The following is a 23127-nucleotide window of genomic DNA, read 5'->3' as shown; positions in this document are numbered from 1 at the left end:
TCTAATGCGCGTACCCCGTAAAAAAACTGATTGCCATAATCGCCAGAACAATAGAAGAAATGACTACGTAGATGTAGTCTTTTTCTTTTAAATAACCAATCAATGCGAAAATAATTCTCATTAACGGAGTGAACACCAAAAGAAGAATTCCCAACTGGATAATCGCCATTCCTTCGCCTTTACACAGCGAATGCCAGAAGTGTCCCCAGACTTTTTCAGAAGATTCTCCCATATCAAGGGAAGTATATTTTTCAGGCATTTTAAAGCCCTCCGTAAAAAGTTTAATAAAGCCGATTAACGATGTTGCAACAGAAAGAATAACTCCCAGTCTCAGCAAATTCCCTACAGAACGGTTCAGATCGACATCCGTGAAATTTTTTCTCATTATCTGAAGCTTTTATTGATACCGTTATACATCATGTAGATTGAAAGAATTGTGATGACAATGGCAAAGAATGTTTTTAACTTTTTGGTCTTGGAAACCATCAGTGTTTTAGATCCGATAAAACTTCCTACCACAACCCCAATAAGAACCGGAGCTGCAATCACAGGAATAATTTCACCTCTCTGAAAATAGATCAGCGCACTCGCAACCGCTGTTACTCCGATCATAAAGTTACTCGTAGTCGTAGAAACTTTAAAAGGCAGTTTCATCATATTGTCCATTGCCAGAACTTTCAGCGCGCCGGAACCGATTCCCAGCAATCCGGACATGGCTCCTGCGAACATCATCATCAGAAATCCCGGAACTGTATTTCTTGCAGAATAACTTTTCACCACCCCTTTATCCGGAAAAGTTCCGAATAATTTTAATTTTTCTTCCAGACTTCCTTTAATAATAGGTTCCTGATGATCCGGTTTCCCTTTTAAATTTAAAATAACCGTTAAAAGAAGAATACTCGCGAAAATAATTCCGATCGTATTAGGATTTAGCATACCTGAAACCAAAGCTCCGACGATGGCTCCTGAAGTAGTGGCTATTTCTAAAAACATCCCGACTCTCATATTGGTAAAGCCTTCTTTTACAAAAGCTACTGCCGCACCGGAAGAAGTTCCGATAACAGAGATGAGAGAAGCACCGATGGCGTAATGCATAGGAACGCCGAAACCCAGCGTTAATAAAGGAATGATGATAACTCCTCCTCCCAATCCGGTCAAAGAACCCAGAAGTCCTGCCGAAATGGCTCCAAGAAAGAGAATGATGATTTCTGACATGTTACAAATATAAAACTATTGCGTTAGTCTGCCAAACGTTTAAAAAAGATAAATTTGACGTATTTTTGCATAAACAAAATTTTATATGAAATTATTTTATATCATCCTCGGAGCTACTCCGAAAGGGCGAAATATAGAGCAGCACGATGTCTTCTTCGGAATTGCGGAAAGCCTGAAAGATCTGGTTCCGGATATGAAAGAGTTCTGGAAAGATGCTAAAATCCACATCGACTGTTATCAGGAAGTGCGTTTTATTGATGGCTATGAAGTGAAAATTACAGAAAAAGGGGGGAAAACATCTGAAGAACAGCTTTATTTTATTAACCTTGGAGGATATAAAAGAGGTTTCTTTGAAGAATTTCATGAACAGCATTTAATGGTTGGAAATTCGATGGCGGAAGTTACCAAAAGAGCAAAAGCTACAGAATTTTATAAAACGATGGGATTCAAAGGAGCGGAAAGTCATATTGATGATAAACACGGTGTAGACATTGATGATATTTTCAAGGTAAATGATATTCTTCCTGAAAAAATGAAAGAAAAATATTCTATTTCATTAATAAAATCCAATGCTGAAAATCAGGAAAACGTAGTGGAACTGGGATATCTGAAAATTGATAAAATTCAATAAAATATAATGCTCATAACTGAGTGAAACGCCTTTGCGAGTGAAAAATAATGAGTGAATTTTTCAAAAAACTCTCTGCCTGCTTAGCGTTAAATTTTAAACGATATAAAATCTAACAGAAAATAAAAGTAAAAAATGAAAATTGGAATTTTAGGAGGAGGACAGCTCGGACGAATGCTGATTCAGGAAGCATTGAAATACGACGATGAATTTTATACGCTGGATCCTGCTTCAGATGCACCCTGTCATAATATTTCCTACTTTACCCAGGGAAATTTCAACGATTATGAAACCGTTCTGAATTTCGGTAAGGATAAAGATGTGGTAACCATCGAAATTGAGCACGTAAATGCGGATGCTCTTGCCGAACTTGAAAATCAGGGGATAAAAGTCGTTCCGAATTCTAAAATCATTAAAACGATTCAACAAAAGATTCTTCAGAAACAATTTTATGCTCAACACGATATTCCAAGTCCTGAATTTGAAGTAATGGATGGAAGTTCCGATGAAATTAAAATGCCTCTGCCGTTTGTACAGAAAATGAACACAGGAGGTTACGACGGAAAAGGCGTTCAGGTAATCCGTACCAATGAAGACATGAAAAATCTCTGGATACAGGATTCTGTGATCGAAAAGTTAGTGGATATTGATAAAGAACTTTCCGTAATTGTTGCCAGAAATGAAAACGGAGAAACAAAAACTTTCCCTGTAACGGAAATGGTTGCCGATCCGAAGCTTAATCTTCTGGATTTCAACATCTGTCCCGTTTTTTTAACCGAAGAAATTGAGGAGCAGATCAATTCGATCACAGAAAAATTCCTCAATGCAATTCATTCTCCGGGACTTTTCGCCATCGAACTGTTTTTAGATAAAGAAGGAAAAGTCTGGGTAAACGAAACGGCTCCGCGACTTCACAATTCAGGACATCAAAGTCAGGAAGGAAATGCGAATTCACAGTTTGAGCAGATGTACCGCGTGGTAAAAAATTTACCTTTGGCAGATACGGATGCCATTATCTACAGCGGAATGCTGAATCTGGTGGGCGCAGAAGGTTTTTCCGGAAAAGTGGTTTATGAAGGAATGGAAGACGTTTTAAGACTTCCTGAAACTTATGTTCACCTATACGGAAAAACAGAAACGAAACCGGGAAGAAAAATGGGGCACATTAATGTTCTGGCAGAATCCAGAGAGGAATTGATGGAAAAACTGGTAATGGTAAAAGAAATGGTAAGAGTTATTTCCGAATAATTTCACGATTAACATCATTGAAAAAGACTGCTTGAGAAGGCAGTCTTTTTTAGTTTTTAATTTTATTTTTTAACTCTGTAAGCTTCATTTCTTTTTTATTTTTTGAAATATCTCCATAAACTGTTTTTGAATCTTTATTAAATGTAAGCCAATAACATCCGCAAGCTGAAATATAATAATCTTTTGGTCTTTCTTTGGTGTGAAAATGGTTATTCTTACTTCCGTCACTCGCAGCATTAAGACTCATGATGTAGTATTTGCCTTGTTGAAATGAAGAAAGATAAGGTCTACAGAGATTTCCATTATCTCCCCAAATGATAAATGTCTTTCTGGATTCTTTTCCTTTTACAACTTCAATAACTTCAACTTCCATAGACATTGGAACCTGCTCATCATAAATATCTTTGAAGGTAATAAACTTTTTTACTTTAACTACAGTGATTAATTTTGAATTTAAAGACATTTTAAGAAAACTTCCTTCATAATTACAATCACAGGCATAATTGTATTCATATGTTCCAAAGAATAGTATAAAACAGATTATATAGGTAAATTTCATTTACTTGAACTATTTCTAAAATTAATGTCTTTATTTTCTTTTGATATCATTTAAATAATGATCTACATAATTTTCATAATTACTTCTCAAATTTTCACTTTCGTTTTGAAAATAACTTTGTGCGTTCTCTGCTGTTTTGATATATTTTTTAAGTTTAAGATTAAAATTCCAAAATTTATACGTTAAGAATAAAGAAAATATTAATATCGAAAAAATATTAAAAATAACGAGTTCCGAATTACTATCAAAATAATTACTTACGGTGAATAATTTGAAGAGATTGTATAGTGATAGAACTATAACAGCCATATTAAGAAAAGCGATCAAGTAATTCAAAATTTCATTTTTTTGAATTTTGACAAAATCATTCTTTAGCTCTTTGAATTTTTGTTCATGAGTATTTACTCTCTGGATTTTAAATAATTTATATTGCCTTAAATCTTCGTTGATTCTTTCTGTTTCATTCATGATTTGGTAATTAGTTTTTAATAAGTGAAATATAAATATTATTTGAATATAATATACAATTCTTACTTAAAAATCTTCTTAATCACATTTCCGATTTCCATAAAATCGTCATGATTTCCTACAGAACGTTTTTCCACATCATTTTCATCAAATTCGGAGAAAGGGAAAACCAACAAATAATTATTGTCGCGAAGGTTTCTGTTTAAAAGTTCCGGAATCAGTCTCATCTGCGGAATGTAGGATTTCATGCCTCTTTTAGCCATAAAAACAATTAAAGCTTCATCTTCTTTAAGTTCCGCAGCGGTTTTTTCGCCGTCTTTCCAAGAATTCATAATAATAAATTCAGCTTCAATATTGGCTTTTTTAATAATTTTCTGAAGAATGTCCAGAATAGTTTCCGAAGCATAAAAAACAATCGTTGCCCCGGAGTTTCTGGCAATATTCCAAACCCTTAAAAGCGCATGAAAGAAACCTGCTTCTTTGTGGGCGTTTTCGGGAATCATCACCGCATATTTTTTGATGGTCGACAGAGGTTGTGCAGCGTGATACACCAAAACATTCACATGATCGTTCTGAAGATAGCCGTTGTAAAGATTGTACACAAAAGAAGGAGAAAAACCTTTTTCATCTTCCAGTCCGATGATGATATCGGTAATATTCTGCTCTTTAATAACGTTATTCACTCCGTTGATGACATCATTATCGTATCTTTTCAGTGGCTGAATTTTCACATCTGCGGCAGCAGCCGTATCTGTAGCGCTGTGCAGCAGTTTTTCGGCATTTTTTACGGAAGATTCATTTTTATCTTCGTTAATGACGTTCAGCGCAAATATATTTTCTGTGTTAGAATGGGCTTTAATTAAAATTCCCAGATTCACCATTCTTTCAACGGTGGCTTCATAATTTAAAGCTAAAAGAATATTTTCCTCTTCATGTGTATTTCCGGAAACTGTATCTTCATTGTCCTGTTCCGCTATTTTCTGTGCACTTGCCATCGAAACAAAAGATGATATCGTACATGAAATCAGAATCAGCAGAATACTTCCGTTCAGAACGTGTTCATTTAATAATCTGATCGGTTCTCCCGTTTCCGTTTCCGAAAGAATGATATTGTAACCTACCATTACTGAAGCCAATGTTGCAGCCGCCGATGCCGAACTCAGCCCGAAAATCAGCTTTCCTTCTTCTTTGGTAAGCCTGAATGTTTTCTGTGTAGCTACCGCCGAAAGATATTTTCCGCCAATTGAAGCAACAAGCATAATTGCGGCGACTTCCAAAGTTTCCCAGCTTTTAAAAAACACTTTAAAATCAATCAGCATTCCTACACTGATCAGGAAAAAAGGAATGAAGATCGCATTTCCTACAAATTCTACACGGTTCATCAGCGATGAGGTGTGAGGAATCAGTCTGTTTAAAGCCAATCCTGCAAAGAAAGCTCCGATAATAGCTTCCACACCTGCCAATTCTGCCAGTAAAGCCGCGAGATAGATCATCACCAGAACAAAAATATACTGTGAAATTTTGTCATCGACTTTTTTAAAGAACCAACGTCCGATCATTGGGAAAATCATAAGAACGACCAATCCGAAAACCACAAATGAGACAGAAAGTTTCACCCAGAATTCTGTGCCGACATCACCCTGCGACATTCCTACAATCACGGCAAGAACCAAAAGCGCAAGAATATCCGTAATCATCGTTCCGCCGACAGTAATGTTCACTGCGGAATTTTTTGCAATGCCCAATTTACTGACTAAAGGATACGCAATTAAGGTGTGAGACGAAAATAAACTGGCAAAAAGAACCGAAGTCAGAACCGAAAAATGCAGAATATAATAGGCTCCGAAATACCCCAAAACAAAGGGAACCGTAAAGGTATAAATTCCGAAGGTGAGACTTTTCCATTTATTTTTTTTGAAATCGCCCATGTCTATTTCCAGCCCTGCAAGAAACATGATGTAAAGCAGTCCGGTAGTTCCCGTCACCACAATACTGCTTTCTCTCGCCAGAACATTAAAACCGTTCGGACCGATGACAGCCCCTGCAATAATCAATCCCAGCAGATGCGGGACTTTTATCTTATTCAAAAGCAATGGTGCGGCAAGAATAATAATTAAAACCAGAAGAAATTTAAGTACCGGATCTTCGATGGGAAGACTCAGGTTGTGTATGCTCAGTAAAGTCATTGTGTGTTTATTTGGTGGAACGTACTAATTCTACAGAGAACTTTGCAGTACAGTTATTGTCTGTTGAAATGGTTCTTGTCCCTCTTATTTTATTGGCTGAAAAGTCATTCAAGATAACATTCATTTCAACCTGTTTTTTTGAAGCAGAATCTGTTTTAAAATTTAGCTTTGCCTCGTTATTTTCAAATTTTCCGGAGTAGAGCCTTACCAGATTATTATTGTTGATGATTTTGGTTACAAGCTGGATAGAATCACTGTCGAATTCCCATGTATCGGTACGCTGATCGCCGACTACATAATCGCTGCAGTTGGACTCTGTACAGATCACTTTTCCTGTCCACGATCCGGCGATTTCAGCAGGCCAGACTACAATTTTCACCGAATCTTTTTTAGCAAAAATACTGTCTCTCATTTTTAAAAGAGACTGATATTCAGATTCCTTCTGGGCAAATGATTTTTCTTTTTCCAGTAATTGCTGCTCTCTTAAAGTAAGGTCATTTTCCTTTTTTCTATTGTCGCAGCTCGTTAAAAGCAGTAGAATAGCAGAAACTGCAAATAAGGCGTTTTTTATCATATTGAATAACTTGGTGAAAACAATATAAGAAAAAAAACGGAAAGTTTAGAGCCTCTATTTTTGTGTGAATGGTAATAATTCAGATTAATTTTTAAGCGATTCGTTGCTTTTTAAACATTTCTCTATTGTAATTAATAACAAAAACACCCAAAATAATCAATATCGCTGCAATGATAAATTTAGCTGAAATTTCTTCATTAAGAATCATCCAGCTTAAGAAAATGGAAATAATAGTATTGATATAAGCCAGTATGGAAACCTGAACCGGAGAAACCTTTGTTAAAGCATAATGATAGGCAAAAAAAGCAGCTACGGAGCCGAAAACAGAAAGATACAGCATTGCCGAAATACTTTTTACAGACCAGTTTTCGAAGTTATAATTATCCGTGAAAAGGAAAGCAAAAATAATCTGAATAATTCCGGCAAACGCGAACTGATAAAATAAGTTCAGTGAAATATTTTTACTCTGGATATTCATTTTCTTCGTAAAAATCGTTCCTGAAGCCCATCCTGCAATGGCGATCAATAAAAGAAAAATCCCAAATCTGTAATCCGGATTCGCAAGATCATTAATGCCGTCCCAAAAGATAAATAAAATTCCTCCGAAACACATTAAAAGACCGATCATTGCACGAATGGTGAATTTCTGCAATCCGATGGCAACACTTCCCAAAAAAACAACAATAGGTGAAGTTGCGCTCATTAATGAAGTTAAACTGCTCGTCAGCGTTTCTTCTGCAACGGTTGTCAGTCCGTTTGCCATAATCAGCATTAAAAAAGAAAAAATAAGCTGATATCCCAGATTTTTCCAGCCGATCCACTGAAACTGTTTTTTGTACAGTAAAATGAAAAGCATGATAATGGCTGCCAGAAACTGACGGATTCCCGCAACAAACCAAGCCGGAATGGTTTCAACAGCAACGCGGATTGATAAAAATGTAGTTCCCCAGACAACAGCAACGGTGAGAATGGCAAGAGTAAGCTTAAAATCTTTCAAAATGGTGGTCTTAGCGGCAAATATATTCAATTAAAAGTTCATTCAAAAGCTTTCCTGAGCTTCATCAATATTATCCAACAACTTTTAAGCCTTTTTGCGTGAGGTTTTTTAATTTTTTATCTTTGAACATCTAATAAATTGAAAAATGGTAGGAATAATAATGGGAAGTCAGAGCGACTTGCCAATCATGGAACAGGCAGCAAATTTTTTAAAATCCCTGAACATCCCTTATGAACTGACAGTAGTTTCTGCACACAGAACACCGGAAAGAATGTTCGATTATGCGAAAACTGCTAAAGAAAGGGGATTGAAAGTAATTGTTGCCGGAGCGGGAGGAGCAGCCCACCTTCCGGGAATGGTAGCGAGCTGTACAACCTTACCTGTGATCGGAGTTCCTATTTTATCGAGCAACTCTATTGACGGTTGGGATTCTGTATTATCAATTCTTCAGATGCCGGGTGGAATTCCTGTAGCTACAGTTGCTTTGAACGGTGCTTTGAATGCGGGAATTTTAGCTGCAAAAATTATCGGAAGCTCCGATGAAACCGTTGCTGAAAACCTTCAGCAATATCAGGATTCTTTAAAGGATAAAGTTCTGGGAACCGTGGACGATATTAAAGAGAAACATCCGAATCATTTTGATAAATAATTTAATACATTATAAAACTCAGGCTCACGAAATTCGTGAGCCTGAGTCTTTATCACTACTCTTGAAATTTAGTTATTATTCCGCTACAGCTTGTTTCATCAGGAATTTTTTCGAGTTCCATTAAAATAAAAACTCTCCGAGTTTGGAGAGTCTAATATTTTTTATTCCTGAAGCATATTGTCCCTTGTATTTTTCTGAACGGCAATGGCTCCGAAAAGTGCCAGTAAAAAGGCAAATCCATAAAAACCTTTTTCGCTTGGAAGAATTGTCGCATTCCATAATCCGATCGCCAATAGTACAATCGAGGAAAGAGTAGCAAACCAGCAGATCCCGTAATAAATATCAGTCACTTTAATATTTTCCAGTCTGTCGCGTACTGCTTTCTGCAAAGAAACTACAGCAAATAATCCATATAAAAGGATGGTAAAATAATATCCTTTCTCATTAAGCTGCATTTCCGCTCTTGCAAGACCTACAATAAAACCAATCATTCCGGCTCCTAAAGCAACCCAGGATGCTGCGACAAATGCAGTTGATACATTTTGCTTTTTCATGTTTAATGTTTTTGTTAAAGGTTTCAAAGATATTAATTTAAATTAAATGTGAACTATTCTTTAATGGTTCCTTAATTAAATTAAACTAATAACTTATATTTTACATTAACACTCCGGAACATTCACCGCAATTGCCAAACCGCCTTCGGAAGTTTCCTTAAAACGGTCATTCATGGATAAAGCGGTTTCCCACATCGTCTGAATTACTTCATCTAACGTTACTTTTGCTTTAGCTGGATCACTTTCCAGCGCAATGTTTGCTGCAGTAATTGCTTTTATAGCTCCCATCGTATTTCTTTCGATACAAGGAATCTGTACAAGTCCTTTTATCGGATCGCAGGTTAAGCCTAAATGATGCTCCATGGCAATTTCGGCTGCCATTAAAACCTGACCGACACTTCCGCCCAAAATTTCGGTAAGACCAGCCGCTGCCATTGCGGAAGAAACGCCTACTTCTGCCTGACAACCGCCCATTGCCGCAGAAATGGTTGCATTTTTTTTGAATAATGTACCGATTTCTCCTGCTACTAAAAGGAATCTCACAATATCATCTTCGCTGGTGAATTCCGTAAAAGCCTGTGCGTACATCAGAACCGCCGGAATTACGCCACTTGCACCATTGGTAGGAGCGGTAATAATTCTTCCGAAACTTGCATTTTCTTCATTCACAGCCAATGCAAAACAGGAAATCCATTTATTGATATTGGTGAAATTTTCTTCGGCTTCTACAACCTGCTGAAACCATTCATCTTTATTTTTGTAAATTTTATCGCCCAGTAGTTTTCTGTTGATTCCGGCTGCACGACGCGTAACATTCAATCCGCCCGGAAGAGTTCCTTCTTTATTGACGCCTTTGTAAATGCATTCTTTAATCTGCTGCCAGATGTAAAGTGCTTCTGCTCTTGTCTCGTCCGGTGTTCTCCAGCTTTCTTCATTGATTAAAATTAAATCTGAAATACGTTTTAATCCTAGTTTTTCACAATATTTTACAATATCGGAAGATTTATGACAAGGATATAGAGTACGGACACAATGTTTCTGAATTGATTTTTTTTCCTGACTCATGATAAAACCGCCGCCTACAGAATAAAAATCCTGCACAAGCTCGGTTCCGTCTTCAAAAATGGCTCTGAAAATCATTCCGTTGGGATGATATTCAAGAGATTTTTTCATATTAAGCACCAGATGATGCCCGTAAATGAAAGGAATTTCTTTTTCGCCACCCAGATTAAGAATTTGGGTAGATTTTATTTTTTCTATTTTTTCATCAATTTTTGTGGTATCGATTGTTTTAAAATCTTCTCCATTCAGACCGAGCATTCCGGCAATATCGGTTCCGTGACCGATCCCCGTTTTTGCCAGTGAACCGAAAAATTCAAGGAAAACTTCTTTTACCTCTTCAATTGCTCTTTCTCTTTTAATAATCCTGATGAATGCTGATGCCGCATTCCAAGGTCCCATCGTATGCGAACTGGATGGACCTATTCCTACTTTTATAATCTCAAAAACCGATATTGATTCCATATAGAAATTTGCTCATTTTTCCCAAACACAAAGATACACGATAAATCGAGATGCAAAAGCCGGAGCTGAAAATTCAGCTCCGGCTCAAATTAAAACTATATGAACACTTGTAGATAATCTTTTTTGTATGAATGACGAATGGTGAATTTGCTTCGCATTCAATTGTGAATTGTTAATTTTTTAATTTAAATAAATTCACGATTGACAATTGACCATTTACTATTCAACATTTTTTTTCTCAGCAAAGGCTTTCTTCATGCTGCGAAATATCCAGTCCCATATCTTCGGATTCTTCAGAAACTCTTAAAGTAATAATGCTATTGGTGATTTTATACAAAAGCAATGACCCGAAAAAAGTAAAAACAGAGACTAAAAATAAGGCTGCCATATGATGGGCAAAAACTTCAAACCCACCATGAAGAAGACTCGCATTTTCACCGTGTGCAAAAATTGCCGTTAAGATCATCCCCATAATTCCTCCTACTCCATGACAGGCAAAAACATCCAGTGTATCGTCAATTTTCTTTAAAGCTTTCCAATTCACCATTACATTAGAAACTATGGCGGAAATAAATCCGATGAATAGACTTTCTGAAACGGAAACAAAACCGCAAGCCGGAGTAATCGCCACTAAACCTACAACAGCTCCGATGCACGCTCCTAAAGCTGAAACTTTTCTTTTATTAATCCTGTCAAAAAAGATCCACGTCATCATCGCAGAAGCTGAAGCAATTGTAGTGGTTCCGAAAGCCGTCGCTGCTGTTGCATTGGCTGCCAAAGCCGAACCTGCATTAAAACCAAACCAACCAAACCAGAGCATTCCTGTTCCGAGCATCACATACGAAATATTGGAAGGATCGTGATGAGGTTTTTTCCTATTTCCTACAACCATTGCGCCTGCTAAAGCTGCAAAACCTGCACTCATGTGTACAACAGTACCTCCTGCGAAATCTTTTACACCAAAATATTTATTAAGCAATCCGTCAGGATGCCAAACCATATGACAAAGCGGGGTATAAATAAACAGACTGAAAAGCACCATGAATAGAAGATAGGAGATGAAACGTACACGTTCTGCAAAAGAACCCGTAATTAATGCAGGAGTAATGACTGCAAATTTCATCTGAAATAAGGCAAAAAGAATAAAAGGAATTGTTGAAGCCATTGCTTTATGCGGCAACACTCCTACCCTGCTGAAAAAGGGATAGCTCATAGGATTGCCGATGATTCCGTAATGTTCTCCATTGATGGTAAAACCAACAGAATCTCCGAAAGAGAAGGAAAAACCAACCACTACCCACAAAATAGAAATCACTCCCAAAGCAATAAAACTTTGAAGCATCGTAGAAATTACGTTTTTCTTTCCCACCATTCCTCCGTAGAAGAATGATAAGCCGGGAGTCATTAATAAAACCAGACCTGCCGCAGCAAGAATCCATGCAACATCCGCACCTACAATTTTATCTTCGCTTAAAAACTCTCCTGTGTTGGGAAAATCTGTAATGGGACTCCAGAATAATCCGCCTACTGCAACAAGAGCGATGATAGCGAAAGAAACAATCCATTTTAAACCTACTGTCATAAAAAATTTGTGTTTACCCTTCAAATTTAAGGATAAATTTTTCAAAAACAATAAAATTCAAAACAAACCCCTTAAAAATTAATATAATTTTAATTTTTAAATACAATTTCAATTCAAAACCCCCTTCAAAATAGAAGCTACTTCTTTAAATTTCGTAATTGGAAATAAATGAGTCCCTCCTTTGATTACATAATCGGGTTTGGAATTTTTTATCGGGAAAACAATATCGCGGTCTGCTAAAATCTGTATAACATCAGGGTTTTCTTCAAACTTCCAGTCTGATATTTTTTCAATCGACCATTTTAAATAATACGGATCTCTTACTCTGAAGTATTGTAAAACTTTAGGATTTCGGGGATCAAAGAATTTTCTGACTACAGAATACATATTGGTTGTTCTTTCGTTGAAGAAAGTAACGGGAAGAACTTTTGGAATTTTTGTGATCTGTCCGGCTTTAATAAGACGGGATTTTTCTTTATGGGATTTAATGCTTCCGAGAATAACAACTTTTCTGGCAGGTTTCAGCCTGTTGATTTCCTGAACCATAATTCCGCCAAAAGAGTAACCTACCAGATAAAACGGTTCAGAATCATCAACCTTTTCTGCCATTCTTTTTACGTAATCTGAGAATTCTTCATTTTGGTGAGGAATCAGCCAATCGATAAAAACCACTTCGTGATGCTTTGGAAATTCAATTTTCTCCAAAACCTTAAAATCTGCACCAAGTCCGCTTACTACATAAATTTTCATACCACTAAAATAAAAAAATCGTTAAAAAAAATGAGCGATTCCCAAAGAAATCGCTCATTTTCGTTTATTAAAGGAAATTATACCTTATTTCTTTTTAACAGGCGTTCTGTTTTCGTTATCCAAAACTGCTGTCGAAATTTTGAACTGAATATCCATTTCGTTTTTAATGAAATAATCCTTCAGAGAAGACTGGTAGAACACTTTGAAATCTCTTCTGTTCAATGAGAATTTAGCCGATTCGATAACCACCGTAAACTGAGTGATATAGACATTTGCAGGGAAAGTGATCGTTTTTCTCACCCCTTTAATCGTTACATCTCCGTAAACTGTAGAATTGTACTCGCTGTTTGCCAAAGGAATTATTTTCGTTAAATGGAATTTCGCCAGCGGGAATTTTTTAACATCGAAGAAATTTGAACTTTTAAGATCGTTCGTTAATTTTACCATATCTTCATCCTGACTGGAAACATCACCCGCCATCAATGACTTCATATCAATCACAAATTCTCCGTCCACCAAAACCGTCTTATCAAAAGTGAATTTTCCACTTTTCAGTTTTATGGTTCCGGAATGTGTAGTAGGAACCGTTTTTACAACTTTATACCCCCACCATCTGATGTCCGACGATGTTACTTTTACCACTTTATCTCCTTTCTTCTGAGCGAAAACAAATGACATACTTACGCACATCATAGCAAACAATAGTAATCTTTTCATTCTTTTTTATTTACAATTCAACAAAAATAAAAAAAAGTGTAGAACTTCTACACTTTTAATAATCTTTTTTTGATTAAATTATTTAGCTGTTACTTTTACAAGCAAATCCATATCATCTTTCACAAGAACATCCTGCATTGTTGATTTGTAAGCAACATCAAATTTCTGTCTGTCGATAGAGAATTTATTTGACATCAGGCTAACTGCTCCGTTTGCATACGTAATTTTTGCAGGGAAAGAAATCGCGTTGGTTTTTCCTTTTACCGTTAAGTTTCCTGTAACTAAAGAAGTGTACACTTTATCGTTGTTTTTCTTTACTCCGGTGATTTTGAAAGTTGCTGTTGGAAATTTTTCAACTTCGAAGAAATCTCCTGTTTTAAGGTGACCATTCAGTTTTTGCTGATATTCACCGGAAAGGTCTGTAGCATTAATAGAAGTCATGTCTAGAACGAAAGAACCTCCTACTAACTGGTTTCCTTTCAATACCATTTCTCCGGATTTTACTTTTACGGTACCGTTGTGAGAGCTTGCCTCAGATTTTGCGATTTTGTAACCCCACCACTGTACATCAGAGCTTACTACTTTTTTTACCTGTCCGAATGCAAGTCCGCTTGCTAAAACTGCTAATAAAAATATTTTTTTCATTTGAATAAAAGTTATTTTCTTGTTTGTTATTTACTGATGCAAATGTAACTAACTGCTTCGAGAGATTTCATTGATGTACATCAATAAATACATTTTTTTTCATGAGTAATATCATCCATAAAAAAACTCCGAATTTCTTCGGAGCTTTGTTTTATTCGTGATAGTAAGCGGTATAAAGCGCTGAACCAATGAGTGCCGTATTCGGATTTCTGTTCAGATAAATCGGAATGTTTCTCAGCATTTCTTCCATTTTATCGCTTATTTTAAACTTTTCATAGAATTTATCCTTGTTAATATAGTCTGTAATAATCTGCGGAATATCTCCGGAAATCAGCAAACCGCCGGTTGCTTTTAATTTCAGCGTTAAATTGTTTGCCTCTCTTGCTAAAAATTCAAGGAAAGTGTCCAGAGCAATCTTACAGATCAGAACATCTTCTTCAACCGCAGCTTTATATAGTTCTTCAACAAAATTGCCATTCGAGAAACGCTCTGCAAGCCATTCCGGTTCAGGATGTCTTTTTACATCTCTGAGGAATCTGTAAATATTAAACAGACCTCCTTTAGATAACACATTTTCCCAGCTTACAATTCCGTAAAGATTATTCAGAAACTGATAAAATTCTACCTCAACATTCGTTCTTGGAGAGAATTCCGAATGTCCTCCTTCTGTTGCAAATGGTCTTAAATATTTTCCGTCGAAGAAATATCCGGCTTCACCTAAACCATTTCCCGGAGCAAGAATCGCTACGTTGCCGTTTTCAAGATGTCCGCTTGTGTAGATCGGGTCAAGATCAGAATCTTCCAAAAGCCCCATTCCGTAAGCTGAAGATTCCTGGTCATTCAGCATATTTACTTTTTCGAATCCCAGATCTCTTTTGTATTCTTCTACATCCAGATTCCAGCCTAATCTTGCAGGGCTGCTTTTTCCGTTTAAAACCGGTCCCGGAACAGCCATTCCAAGCCTTTTCACATTCTCCAGCTGATTGTCCTGAATAAACTTCTTCAGGATTTCTGAAAAAGAAGCATACTCTTTCGTTGGGTAATTATTCTGGATTTTAATCTCAAGACCTCCGTTACCGGAGACGAAATATCCTAAAGTTGTAATATCTTCACGTAGGTTTGCGCCAATGATAGAAACGTTATCATTGCTACCGTTTTTTACTCCTGGTAAATAAAGTGGAAATTTTGGATTCAAAATCATAACCTCAAATTTTATCAAATATAATAATATCTTTTGTAAATTTTCGTTAGAAATAAAAAACCTTCTCAAAAAATCGAAAAGGTTTGGTTAATAATTGCTTATATTTAAATCTAACTACTTCCCTAAAGGAATATTGTAAGAAAATCCTACCCCAATGTTGCCCACATTGTAGTCCTGATTTGGCAAATCGCCGTTGTTTCCTACAAAAACTTTCTGGTACTGTACGAAGAAATTCCAGTCCTGATTGTGATATCCGATTTCAGGCTTTAAATAAAATCCGCCGTTTGGTCTGTCTAATGTAACGTTAGATGCTACTTTATTATCCCCTGTCAAAAATCCGTACCCTAAGTCTGTACCAAAGTAAAATCCTGTCTGTTTAGGATAAATTCTAATTAATGCTGCTACAGGAACTACTCCCACATCATTATTAGTATATCCGTTGTTATCTTTACCGAAATAGTGTGTATATCCTGTTGCGATACCCAATCCGAATCCCGGGGTAATAAGGTTCTGGTATGCTACATCCACTCCTACTGCCATCGAAGTATTGTCAGAAGGAACTGCTAAACCAACATTTGCTCCTACCTTAATCATATTATTCATCTGTGCACTTTGTGCGCTCAATGCTCCTGCAGTCAAAATTCCGGCAAATAAAATTGCTTGTTTAAACATTTTCATAACTCTGATTTTTTAAATTTTACTAAGCTGAAAAATGTAAAAATCGTGCCAAGCAAAGCCTTTCCGGCAACTTTAACAATGCTTCAAAATCTAAAAACATGAAATTCAATCAATTATTCTGACTAAAAAATTAAATAAACGTTTAAAAAATTCACTCATTTTAAATAAATGATTAAACATTTAAACTCAATTTATTCAAAATACCATCCAATATTAACAATTCTTAACCGTTATTAATTTTAACCTTACCTTATCACAGCTATCAAAAAGTAAATAATTGATATGATTTCTCCATCGTTACTCAACAATAAACACCTTCTCTGGCGGGCAGGATTCGGACCGGGAATCAGTCAGCTGGAAGATCTTCATATAAAAGACATTAAAAGCCTGCTTAATGATCTGTTTAGAGAAGAAACATTTCTTTATGTAAATTATGATACGCCCGATATTGCAGAAACCGGAGATTATATGATGAATGATCAGACTCCGGCAGAAAAGAAAAAGGAAATGCAGAGAATCAGCCGACAGCAGAACGAAGAGCTCAATCTGAATTTTCTTGATAAAATGGTGAACAGCAAAGAGCAGATGAGAGAAAAAATAGCTTTTTTCTGGCATGGACATTTTGCATCAAGAGTTGTCAATCCGAAATTTAACCGACAGATTTTAAATGTGATCCGAAAAAATGCACTCGGAAACTTTAAAGATCTATTATTTGAAGTCAGTCAGGCTCCTGCAATGCTGAATTTTCTTAACAATCAGCAGAACAAAAAAGATCATCCCAACGAAAATTTTGCCCGTGAAGTGATGGAACTTTTCACGATGGGACGCGGAAATTATACAGAGAAAGATATCCGGGAAGCTGCGAGAGCTTTTACAGGATGGGGATCGGATAAAGAAGGAAATTTTAAAGAACGGAAAAATCTTCATGATGAAGGCTCAAAGACATTTCTCGAAAAAACAGGTAATTTTACAGGCACAGATGTTTTAAATATCATTCTTGAACAAAAGGCAACGGCAAAATTCATCACCACAAAAATCTATAAATTCTTCGTGAATGAAAATGTTGATGAAAACGTTGTAAAATCCCTGAGCGAAAGTTTCTACCAGTCCGGTTACGACATTAAAAAACTCATGATGGATATTTTCTCTAGTTCGTGGTTTTATGATAAAAAAAACATCGGCAGCAGGATAAAGTCTCCGATTGAACTCATGGCAGGAATGATGCGGTCACTTCCCATGACCATTCAGAATCCTGAAAACCTCATCGTTTATCAGAAATTACTGGGACAGATGCTTTTGTACCCACCCAATGTTTCAGGCTGGCCGAACGGAAAATCGTGGATCGACAGTTCTACCTTAATGTTAAGACTTCAGATTCCGCAGATCTGGTCTGGTTTGCGACCGTTAGATTACCGTCCGAAAGAAGATGATGATTTGGATATGGGTTTAAAAAACAACACGAATTCTTTAACGAAAAGCTTTAAAAATCCCAATATTACTATCGATTGGTCGCGTGTGGAAAAGATTTTCAATGGAAAGAATGTAGAAGATTATTTAATTCAGAGTTCAAAATCTCTGGATATGAATTCGGTGAAAAATTTCTCCGACAACAGTGTGAAAATGAATGTCATTAATCTCATGTCGACACCGGAATATCAGTTAATGTAGTTTTCAGCAGCAGATTTTAGCTTACGTTAAAGTCTGCAACCTATCATCTTTATCCTAAAACCTAAGTTTATGTTAATCAAAAGAAGAGAATTTCTAAAAATAAGTTCATTGGCAACCGCATCTTTTCTGATGCCAAATTTTCTGAAAGCCATGACATTTGATGATGCACTGGAACCCAATCAAAAAATATTGGTAGTTCTTCAGTTTACAGGAGGAAACGATGGTCTGAATACGATTATTCCGACAAAAAATGATATTTATTTCAGGGAAAGAAATAAAATTGCCATTCAGAATTCCATGCAGCTTACGGACGAGGCGGGGATTAATCCAGCCCTCTCCTATTTCAAAGAACTGTACGATCAGGGAGAACTTTCTGTAATGAACAATGTGGGCTATCCGAATCCCGATAAATCACACTTCCGAAGCATGGACATCTGGCATTCTGCAAGCAGAAGCGATGAATATCTTGACACAGGCTGGCTGGGAAGATTTCTGGATGAAGAATGTTATAAATGCGATCATCCCACACAAGCATTAGAAGTGGACGATATGCTGAGTTTAGCTTTAAAAGGTGAAAAAAATAAAGCATTTGCCTTTAAAGATCCGAAAAGATTATATCAGACCAGTCAGGAAAAATATTTTAAATCGCTGTATGATCATCATCATGACGACGAAACGGTTTCCTATCTTTATCAGACTTTAGGTTCCACCATCAACAATGCAGGATATATTTTCGAGAAAAGCAAAGCAAAAAACACCGAACAGAGCTATCCGAATTCACAACTCGGAAAAGACTTTAAAACCGTTTCCTCTTTAATTAAATCTGACATTAATACGAGAGTGTATTATCTTTCCATCGGAAGTTTCGATACACACGTGAATCAGAATGAAAGACAGCAAAAACTGTTTACAGACATTAATGATGCGGTAAAAGCATTTGTGGCGGATATGAAAAGCAACGGACTTTTTAATGATATTTTACTGATGACTTTTTCAGAATTTGGCAGACGTGTTGCCCAGAATGCAAGTAACGGAACTGATCATGGAACGGCAAACCAGATGTTTTTCATCAGTGGAGGTTTAAAGAAAAAAGGAATTCTGAATGCACTTCCCGATTTACAGAATCTGAATGAAGGCGATTTAATCTACACCGAAGATTTCCGGAAAATTTATGCTACCATCCTAAAAAACTGGCTGAAAGCAGACTCTTCTAAAGTTCTGGGCTGGAAAAACGGAGTTTATGATTTTGTATGAAAGCGTTTGATTGTCCGTTATTAATTATACTGTTTTTAACGCGAAGATCGCTAAGATTTTCTGATATACTAACTGCTTCTAAGTTCACAAAGGCGTTTCACTCATCAAAGAACTCAAAGGTTTAATGATGACAAATTACGGACAATCATAAAAATTTGTCTTAACAAATAAAAAGTTAACAATAAATTTAGTAATTATTACATTTTGATCATATTTTGCAACTTTTTACTCTGTCGAACCTTCAGTTTGCGGCGAATTTTAAAATCAATTTAGAAAATTTTAAAAATAAAAAGAGGCTGTTGCAAAAATGAACAGCCTCTTTTCTATAATTTAAATCTAACTACTTGTCATGTTAATTCGTTGATGCAGGAAGTTGCTTAGGATCTTCTTTTTTCTGACTTTTCTGATCAATTTTCTCTGAAATTTTCTTCACGATAAATTCAATCACTAAAGGAGCTACCACAGCAACAACTGCTTTTAATATTCTTGATTTCATACGGTTTATTTTTTTATAATTGATGCAATACAATTTCTACGCCAAGATTTTTATCAGTCTTCATCCGGAATCACAAGGTTTTCATAATTTTTAGCTGCCGCTTTGAATTTTTCTTCCAGTCTCAGCCTGAGTTTTCTCGGTTTATGCACAACCAGACATTCTCCGAACCCCAAAAGAAGTCTTTCCAGCTCGAAGTTCAGCTGTACACAGATTTTAAAAATGGTTCCTTCATTCGTTTCGCTTACAATTTCCTGACTGGCATGAAAAGGCTTGGTCTTTACATAGGGAGCGTTGGAAGAATCTACAAAGAAAACCACATTTCGCGGAGCCATCGTCGGCGAAACACTTACTCCCACAATATCTTTGAAATATTCGTCGCCGTCGAGATTCATGTCAATATAATCAATATTTTCATCGGTCTGAATATCTTCCATTCTGTCCAGAGCGAGATTATAGACATATTGCTTATTGGAACAGATCAGAAACCAGCGATTGTTAAATTCCTTCAGCAACTGCGGATGAACAATATAAGAATCTGATTCTCTTGCCTTAAAACTTTTATACGTGATGTTCAGTACTTTCTTGTGCAAAATCGCATCATATAGAATATCAATATATTCCAGACCTTTCAATTGTTCATTTTTGTCTAAATGAATAATTGATTTCTGGTTCGTGGAATGGATGGAATCTTCCAGCTTCTGGATCACCCCGTTCATTTCCTTGAACATCGAAAAATCCTTAAACTGTTTTAAAATCTGCACCGCATTATTCATGGCTTTCAGATCACTTTCGTTGACCGAAATATTATGAATGCTGTAATCGGGATCGCTGTAACGATAGTATTTTCTTTCGTATACTTCAATCGGTGCTTCATATCCGAATTTTTCACTCCGCATATTCTGCAGATCCAGCTGTACCGTTCTTTTGCTTACAAAAGATTCTTTTCCTTCAAATTCAAACAAAGCTTCCGAACATTCGTCAATAAGATCTTCGAGAGTATATTTCCTGTATTTATTTTTCAGGCATTTATCCAGTGTTTTGTACCGGATGAGAGCATTTTTGTTGGATGACATACGATGAGGTTAAGGTTTAAGTTAAGATTAAGACTGAGGTTTAGATTGAATTTAATATAAGGGAGTGAAATTCCCCTCCTCTGGAGGGGTGGCGAAAAATCTTCGATTTTTTGACGGGGTGGTTAAACGTTACTATTTTTCACTCTCTTCCAAATTATTTGAGATTGCTTCGTCATTTCTGAACTGCGTTCGCAGACCTCCGGTCTTTTCGCAATAACAGTTTACTTTCTACTTAAAGCTTTTCCTTCAAAAGAAATTCCTTCCCAGCCGGATTCCATAAAGTTTCTGATATTCTGATGATCCGTTCCTTTAGGATTTTTAAGAACATCTTCCCTATAAAATTCTCCGAAAAGATTCAGCGTTTCTTCTTTCGACAGATCATTTAATTTCGCAAAACTAAAAATCTTACAGGAGCCGTTATTCTGATTGGCTTCATTTACCGTATTTCCGTTCGTAAATTTTGTTGGAGTGAAATCGTAATGTTCATCAATAAAAGCAATTACATCCTTAAACTGGATTTCCTCTGCCGATTTTTCTAATTGTTCAAATAACATATCTTAATTTTTTATTTATAAATAACAGAAATCCGCCCGATCGGAGCAATATCTGTGTAGAAAGGCTTTAAAAAACCATTTCACGTTCCCGAAGGACACTATTTTTTTATTTGAAATGATTCAATATCCACTTTAGAGCTTTATTTGTTCCTCACAAAAATCTTTGATTTTTAAATCTGATGTGTTCTAAAATATCTTCAATCATTTAATCTTAAAACTAATGTGACTCATGTGACTCATGTGTCAACAAACTTTTGTGCCTTTTGTGGTTAATTCCTCAAAAATAATTAAAATAATTTTATCTGCGCAAAAAGATTGCACACTTTAGTTCTTACTTTGCATCATCAAAATGAGAGAACACATGGAATTTAACGGAAATCATTTAATCGAATTAGGATACAGACCAGCGAAATGGTTTAAAGAAGCGATTGAATTCATCAACGAAAATAATTTAGACGAAACTCAGATAAAAGAATATCTGGAACAGTTTAAACAGCCCGAACTGATTCCGCTTCATGAAACGGCAAAAGATTTTGTGATCAACATCAGAGCAGAACACGAAAGTGAAAATGATAACGTGGAAAAAGTAATCAACACGATGAAAGTCCTGATGAAAACGCCGACTCTGGAAAAAGGAGCCATTATGCCGGATGCCTGTCCTACAGGTCCTGCAGGTCATATTCCTGTTGGCGGTGTGGTTGTGGCAAAAAATGCGATTCACCCAGGATTCCATAGCGCAGATATCTGCTGTTCTGTGATGTTGACGGATTTCGGAAAAGCAAATCCTAAAGAAGTGTTGGATGCAGCCCATTCCATCACGCATTTCGGATACGGAGGAAGACCAAGAGGAGAACAGATGGAAATGTCTCAGGAATTGATGGATGCTTTCAGAGCGAATGACTTCCTAAATGACGAAAAATTAATCAGCATTGCACGTTCTCATATGGGAACTCAGGGCGACGGAAACCATTTCCTGTTTGTCGGAATTTCAAAAAATACCGGAAACACGATGCTCGTAACACACCACGGTTCAAGAGCTCCGGGAGCAGCTTTGTATGATAAAGGAATGAAGGTTGCGAACCAGTTCAGAATGGAAATTTCTCCTGAAACCTTAAGAGAAAACGCATGGATCCCTTATGAAACGGAGGAAGGAAGACAATATTGGGAAGCTTTGCAGTTAATCAGAAAATGGACGAAAGAAAACCATATTTCCATTCATGATGCCGCTTTGAATAAATTAGGAATCGAGAAAGAAGACCGATACTGGAACGAGCATAATTTTGTTTTCAGAGATGGAGATTTATTCTACCATGCGAAAGGTGCAACGCCTTTGGATGATAAATTTATGCCGGATATTACAGGTCCGAGATTGATTCCTTTGAATATGGCAGAACCTGTTTTGATTGTAAAAGGAACAACCAACGAAAGAAATTTAGGTTTCGCACCACACGGAGCGGGAAGAAATTTCAGCAGAAGTCAGCATAAAAAATCGTTGGCGCATAAAACCATTGAAGAAGTTTTTGAAGAAGAAACCAAAGGATTAGACATCCGTTTCTTCACCAATGAAATTGATATTTCTGAACTTCCGACTGCTTATAAAAGTGCCAAAAACGTAAGAGCGCAGATTGAAGAATACGGATTGTGTGAAGTTCTGGATGAAGTGATGCCTTACGGATGTATTATGGCGGGTGATGTTCAGAAGAATGCACCTTGGAAGAAAAAGAAGAAGTTTAGAAAAGCATAGAATTTCTTTTGTCTTGAAACAAAAGAAACAAAAAGTTCAAGACCTGGAAACTTCCGCTAAAAATTAAAACTTAATCCTAAAATTCCCAAAACTTGCGCGAATTCAAGATAAGTTCTTCGGTTCAAAAGTGCAAGCGCGCTTCAGACAATGGGAATTTTTTAAC

Annotated in this window: 24 protein-coding genes; 6 read left to right on the top strand and 18 right to left on the bottom strand. The window is 36.4% G+C overall.

What is annotated here, in order from left to right; translation table 11 throughout:
* Position 1: 1 nt before the first annotated feature.
* Both WFH39_RS14165 and WFH39_RS14160 read right to left on the bottom strand, forming a co-directional pair.
* Positions 2-385 (bottom strand): DUF1634 domain-containing protein, encoded by a 384-nt coding sequence (locus tag WFH39_RS14165; protein WP_235130034.1) that lies wholly within the window; start codon positions 383-385, stop codon positions 2-4.
* Positions 385-1215, bottom strand: a complete 831-nt coding sequence (locus WFH39_RS14160) for a sulfite exporter TauE/SafE family protein (RefSeq protein WP_235130033.1) — start codon at positions 1213-1215, stop codon at positions 385-387. Before WFH39_RS14160 ends, WFH39_RS14165 begins: the two co-directional genes overlap by 1 nt.
* Positions 1216-1300: 85 nt before the next feature.
* On the opposite strand from WFH39_RS14160, the gene WFH39_RS14155 reads away from it, so the two are divergent.
* Positions 1301-1846 (top strand): DUF1543 domain-containing protein, encoded by a 546-nt coding sequence (locus tag WFH39_RS14155; protein ID WP_336690393.1) that lies wholly within the window; start codon positions 1301-1303, stop codon positions 1844-1846.
* Between the two features lie 132 nt (positions 1847-1978).
* Positions 1979-3091, top strand: coding sequence for a 5-(carboxyamino)imidazole ribonucleotide synthase (locus WFH39_RS14150; protein ID WP_336690392.1), 1113 nt, complete (start codon positions 1979-1981; stop codon positions 3089-3091).
* 49 nt (positions 3092-3140) lie between these two features.
* Here the strand turns inward: WFH39_RS14150 and WFH39_RS14145 are convergent, their stop codons facing one another.
* The 5 genes from WFH39_RS14145 to WFH39_RS14125 all read right to left on the bottom strand — a co-directional run bounded on the left by WFH39_RS14145 (position 3141) and on the right by WFH39_RS14125 (position 7875).
* Positions 3141-3650 carry a hypothetical protein gene (locus WFH39_RS14145; RefSeq protein ID WP_336690391.1) on the bottom strand — a complete coding sequence of 170 codons (510 nt, stop codon included), beginning with the start codon at positions 3648-3650 and terminating at the stop codon, positions 3141-3143.
* A 30-nt stretch (positions 3651-3680) separates the two neighbouring features.
* Positions 3681-4118, bottom strand: a complete 438-nt coding sequence (locus WFH39_RS14140) for a hypothetical protein (RefSeq protein ID WP_214590412.1) — start codon at positions 4116-4118, stop codon at positions 3681-3683.
* A 62-nt stretch (positions 4119-4180) separates the two neighbouring features.
* Complete coding sequence (locus tag WFH39_RS14135; RefSeq protein WP_336690390.1) at positions 4181-6304, bottom strand: cation:proton antiporter; 2124 nt, start codon at positions 6302-6304, stop codon at positions 4181-4183.
* A gap of 7 nt (positions 6305-6311) precedes the next feature.
* Entirely contained in the window at positions 6312-6878 is a 567-nt protein-coding gene (locus WFH39_RS14130; protein WP_336690389.1) for a hypothetical protein, read from the bottom strand.
* 91 nt (positions 6879-6969) lie between these two features.
* Entirely contained in the window at positions 6970-7875 is a 906-nt protein-coding gene (locus tag WFH39_RS14125; RefSeq protein ID WP_336690448.1) for a DMT family transporter, read from the bottom strand.
* A gap of 145 nt (positions 7876-8020) precedes the next feature.
* Between WFH39_RS14125 and purE the strand changes: the two genes are divergently transcribed.
* Positions 8021-8524, top strand: coding sequence for a 5-(carboxyamino)imidazole ribonucleotide mutase (purE, locus tag WFH39_RS14120; protein WP_214590415.1), 504 nt, complete (start codon positions 8021-8023; stop codon positions 8522-8524).
* Between the two features lie 161 nt (positions 8525-8685).
* On the opposite strand, the gene yiaA is transcribed toward purE, so the two are convergent.
* The 8 genes from yiaA to WFH39_RS14080 all read right to left on the bottom strand — a co-directional run bounded on the left by yiaA (position 8686) and on the right by WFH39_RS14080 (position 16175).
* Positions 8686-9078 (bottom strand): inner membrane protein YiaA, encoded by a 393-nt coding sequence (gene yiaA, locus WFH39_RS14115; RefSeq protein ID WP_076396732.1) that lies wholly within the window; start codon positions 9076-9078, stop codon positions 8686-8688.
* Between the two features lie 105 nt (positions 9079-9183).
* Positions 9184-10602 (bottom strand): L-serine ammonia-lyase, encoded by a 1419-nt coding sequence (locus WFH39_RS14110; protein WP_336690388.1) that lies wholly within the window; start codon positions 10600-10602, stop codon positions 9184-9186.
* Positions 10603-10840: 238 nt separating this feature from the next.
* Positions 10841-12184, bottom strand: a complete 1344-nt coding sequence (locus WFH39_RS14105; protein WP_336690387.1) for an ammonium transporter — start codon at positions 12182-12184, stop codon at positions 10841-10843.
* A 108-nt stretch (positions 12185-12292) separates the two neighbouring features.
* The gene (locus WFH39_RS14100; RefSeq protein WP_336690386.1) at positions 12293-12934 is read right to left on the bottom strand and encodes an alpha/beta hydrolase; all 642 of its coding nucleotides are present in this window, start codon (positions 12932-12934) and stop codon (positions 12293-12295) included.
* Positions 12935-13018: 84 nt separating this feature from the next.
* A complete protein-coding gene (locus WFH39_RS14095; protein WP_214590419.1) occupies positions 13019-13651 on the bottom strand; it encodes a YceI family protein in 633 nt (210 codons plus the stop codon).
* Between the two features lie 78 nt (positions 13652-13729).
* Positions 13730-14296, bottom strand: a complete 567-nt coding sequence (locus WFH39_RS14090; RefSeq protein WP_214590420.1) for a YceI family protein — start codon at positions 14294-14296, stop codon at positions 13730-13732.
* A 151-nt stretch (positions 14297-14447) separates the two neighbouring features.
* Positions 14448-15497, bottom strand: a complete 1050-nt coding sequence (locus tag WFH39_RS14085; protein ID WP_235130023.1) for a glucokinase — start codon at positions 15495-15497, stop codon at positions 14448-14450.
* A 114-nt stretch (positions 15498-15611) separates the two neighbouring features.
* On the bottom strand, positions 15612-16175 hold the full coding sequence (locus tag WFH39_RS14080; RefSeq protein ID WP_235130022.1) for a hypothetical protein: 564 nt from the start codon (positions 16173-16175) through the stop codon (positions 15612-15614).
* A 282-nt stretch (positions 16176-16457) separates the two neighbouring features.
* Here WFH39_RS14080 and WFH39_RS14075 point away from each other — a divergent pair, with 282 nt between their 5' ends.
* Both WFH39_RS14075 and WFH39_RS14070 read left to right on the top strand, forming a co-directional pair.
* Positions 16458-17843 (top strand): DUF1800 domain-containing protein, encoded by a 1386-nt coding sequence (locus tag WFH39_RS14075; RefSeq protein ID WP_336690385.1) that lies wholly within the window; start codon positions 16458-16460, stop codon positions 17841-17843.
* Between the two features lie 69 nt (positions 17844-17912).
* Positions 17913-19097: a DUF1501 domain-containing protein gene (locus tag WFH39_RS14070; protein WP_235130020.1), complete on the top strand. Its 1185-nt coding sequence runs from the start codon at positions 17913-17915 to the stop codon at positions 19095-19097.
* Between the two features lie 352 nt (positions 19098-19449).
* Here WFH39_RS14070 and WFH39_RS14065 read toward each other — a convergent pair whose 3' ends face one another.
* From WFH39_RS14065 to WFH39_RS14055, 3 genes are all read right to left on the bottom strand, one after another.
* Positions 19450-19593, bottom strand: a complete 144-nt coding sequence (locus WFH39_RS14065) for a hypothetical protein (protein ID WP_165763009.1) — start codon at positions 19591-19593, stop codon at positions 19450-19452.
* A 53-nt stretch (positions 19594-19646) separates the two neighbouring features.
* On the bottom strand, positions 19647-20666 hold the full coding sequence (locus WFH39_RS14060; RefSeq protein WP_336690384.1) for a helix-turn-helix transcriptional regulator: 1020 nt from the start codon (positions 20664-20666) through the stop codon (positions 19647-19649).
* Positions 20667-20887: 221 nt separating this feature from the next.
* Positions 20888-21220, bottom strand: a complete 333-nt coding sequence (locus WFH39_RS14055; protein WP_336690383.1) for a HopJ type III effector protein — start codon at positions 21218-21220, stop codon at positions 20888-20890.
* A gap of 361 nt (positions 21221-21581) precedes the next feature.
* On the opposite strand from WFH39_RS14055, the gene WFH39_RS14050 reads away from it, so the two are divergent.
* Entirely contained in the window at positions 21582-22964 is a 1383-nt protein-coding gene (locus WFH39_RS14050) for an RtcB family protein (RefSeq protein WP_336690382.1), read from the top strand.
* The last annotated feature ends 163 nt before the right edge of the window (positions 22965-23127 follow it).

The organism is Chryseobacterium sp. MMO-72 (genome assembly GCF_037146035.1).
Lineage (GTDB): Bacteria > Bacteroidota > Bacteroidia > Flavobacteriales > Weeksellaceae > Chryseobacterium > Chryseobacterium indicum.
The sequence above is the reverse complement of the archived record's forward strand: the minus strand, read 5'-3'. Positions and strand labels throughout refer to the sequence as shown.

What these genes read in the sequence shown, in the direction of transcription:
- WFH39_RS14165 (WP_235130034.1), bottom strand. Translation starts at nt 385, where the DNA reads ATGAGAAAAAATTTCACGGATGTCGATCTGAACCGTTCTGTAGGGAAT.
- WFH39_RS14160 (WP_235130033.1), bottom strand. Translation starts at nt 1,215, where the DNA reads ATGTCAGAAATCATCATTCTCTTTCTTGGAGCCATTTCGGCAGGACTT.
- WFH39_RS14155 (WP_336690393.1), top strand. Translation starts at nt 1,301, where the DNA reads ATGAAATTATTTTATATCATCCTCGGAGCTACTCCGAAAGGGCGAAAT.
- WFH39_RS14150 (WP_336690392.1), top strand. Translation starts at nt 1,979, where the DNA reads ATGAAAATTGGAATTTTAGGAGGAGGACAGCTCGGACGAATGCTGATT.
- WFH39_RS14145 (WP_336690391.1), bottom strand. Translation starts at nt 3,650, where the DNA reads ATGAAATTTACCTATATAATCTGTTTTATACTATTCTTTGGAACATAT.
- WFH39_RS14140 (WP_214590412.1), bottom strand. Translation starts at nt 4,118, where the DNA reads ATGAATGAAACAGAAAGAATCAACGAAGATTTAAGGCAATATAAATTA.
- WFH39_RS14135 (WP_336690390.1), bottom strand. Translation starts at nt 6,304, where the DNA reads ATGACTTTACTGAGCATACACAACCTGAGTCTTCCCATCGAAGATCCG.
- WFH39_RS14130 (WP_336690389.1), bottom strand. Translation starts at nt 6,878, where the DNA reads ATGATAAAAAACGCCTTATTTGCAGTTTCTGCTATTCTACTGCTTTTA.
- purE (WP_214590415.1), top strand. Translation starts at nt 8,021, where the DNA reads ATGGTAGGAATAATAATGGGAAGTCAGAGCGACTTGCCAATCATGGAA.
- yiaA (WP_076396732.1), bottom strand. Translation starts at nt 9,078, where the DNA reads ATGAAAAAGCAAAATGTATCAACTGCATTTGTCGCAGCATCCTGGGTT.
- WFH39_RS14110 (WP_336690388.1), bottom strand. Translation starts at nt 10,602, where the DNA reads ATGGAATCAATATCGGTTTTTGAGATTATAAAAGTAGGAATAGGTCCA.
- WFH39_RS14105 (WP_336690387.1), bottom strand. Translation starts at nt 12,184, where the DNA reads ATGACAGTAGGTTTAAAATGGATTGTTTCTTTCGCTATCATCGCTCTT.
- WFH39_RS14100 (WP_336690386.1), bottom strand. Translation starts at nt 12,934, where the DNA reads ATGAAAATTTATGTAGTAAGCGGACTTGGTGCAGATTTTAAGGTTTTG.
- WFH39_RS14095 (WP_214590419.1), bottom strand. Translation starts at nt 13,651, where the DNA reads ATGAAAAGATTACTATTGTTTGCTATGATGTGCGTAAGTATGTCATTT.
- WFH39_RS14090 (WP_214590420.1), bottom strand. Translation starts at nt 14,296, where the DNA reads ATGAAAAAAATATTTTTATTAGCAGTTTTAGCAAGCGGACTTGCATTC.
- WFH39_RS14085 (WP_235130023.1), bottom strand. Translation starts at nt 15,497, where the DNA reads ATGATTTTGAATCCAAAATTTCCACTTTATTTACCAGGAGTAAAAAAC.
- WFH39_RS14080 (WP_235130022.1), bottom strand. Translation starts at nt 16,175, where the DNA reads ATGAAAATGTTTAAACAAGCAATTTTATTTGCCGGAATTTTGACTGCA.
- WFH39_RS14075 (WP_336690385.1), top strand. Translation starts at nt 16,458, where the DNA reads ATGATTTCTCCATCGTTACTCAACAATAAACACCTTCTCTGGCGGGCA.
- WFH39_RS14070 (WP_235130020.1), top strand. Translation starts at nt 17,913, where the DNA reads ATGTTAATCAAAAGAAGAGAATTTCTAAAAATAAGTTCATTGGCAACC.
- WFH39_RS14065 (WP_165763009.1), bottom strand. Translation starts at nt 19,593, where the DNA reads ATGAAATCAAGAATATTAAAAGCAGTTGTTGCTGTGGTAGCTCCTTTA.
- WFH39_RS14060 (WP_336690384.1), bottom strand. Translation starts at nt 20,666, where the DNA reads ATGTCATCCAACAAAAATGCTCTCATCCGGTACAAAACACTGGATAAA.
- WFH39_RS14055 (WP_336690383.1), bottom strand. Translation starts at nt 21,220, where the DNA reads ATGTTATTTGAACAATTAGAAAAATCGGCAGAGGAAATCCAGTTTAAG.
- WFH39_RS14050 (WP_336690382.1), top strand. Translation starts at nt 21,582, where the DNA reads ATGGAATTTAACGGAAATCATTTAATCGAATTAGGATACAGACCAGCG.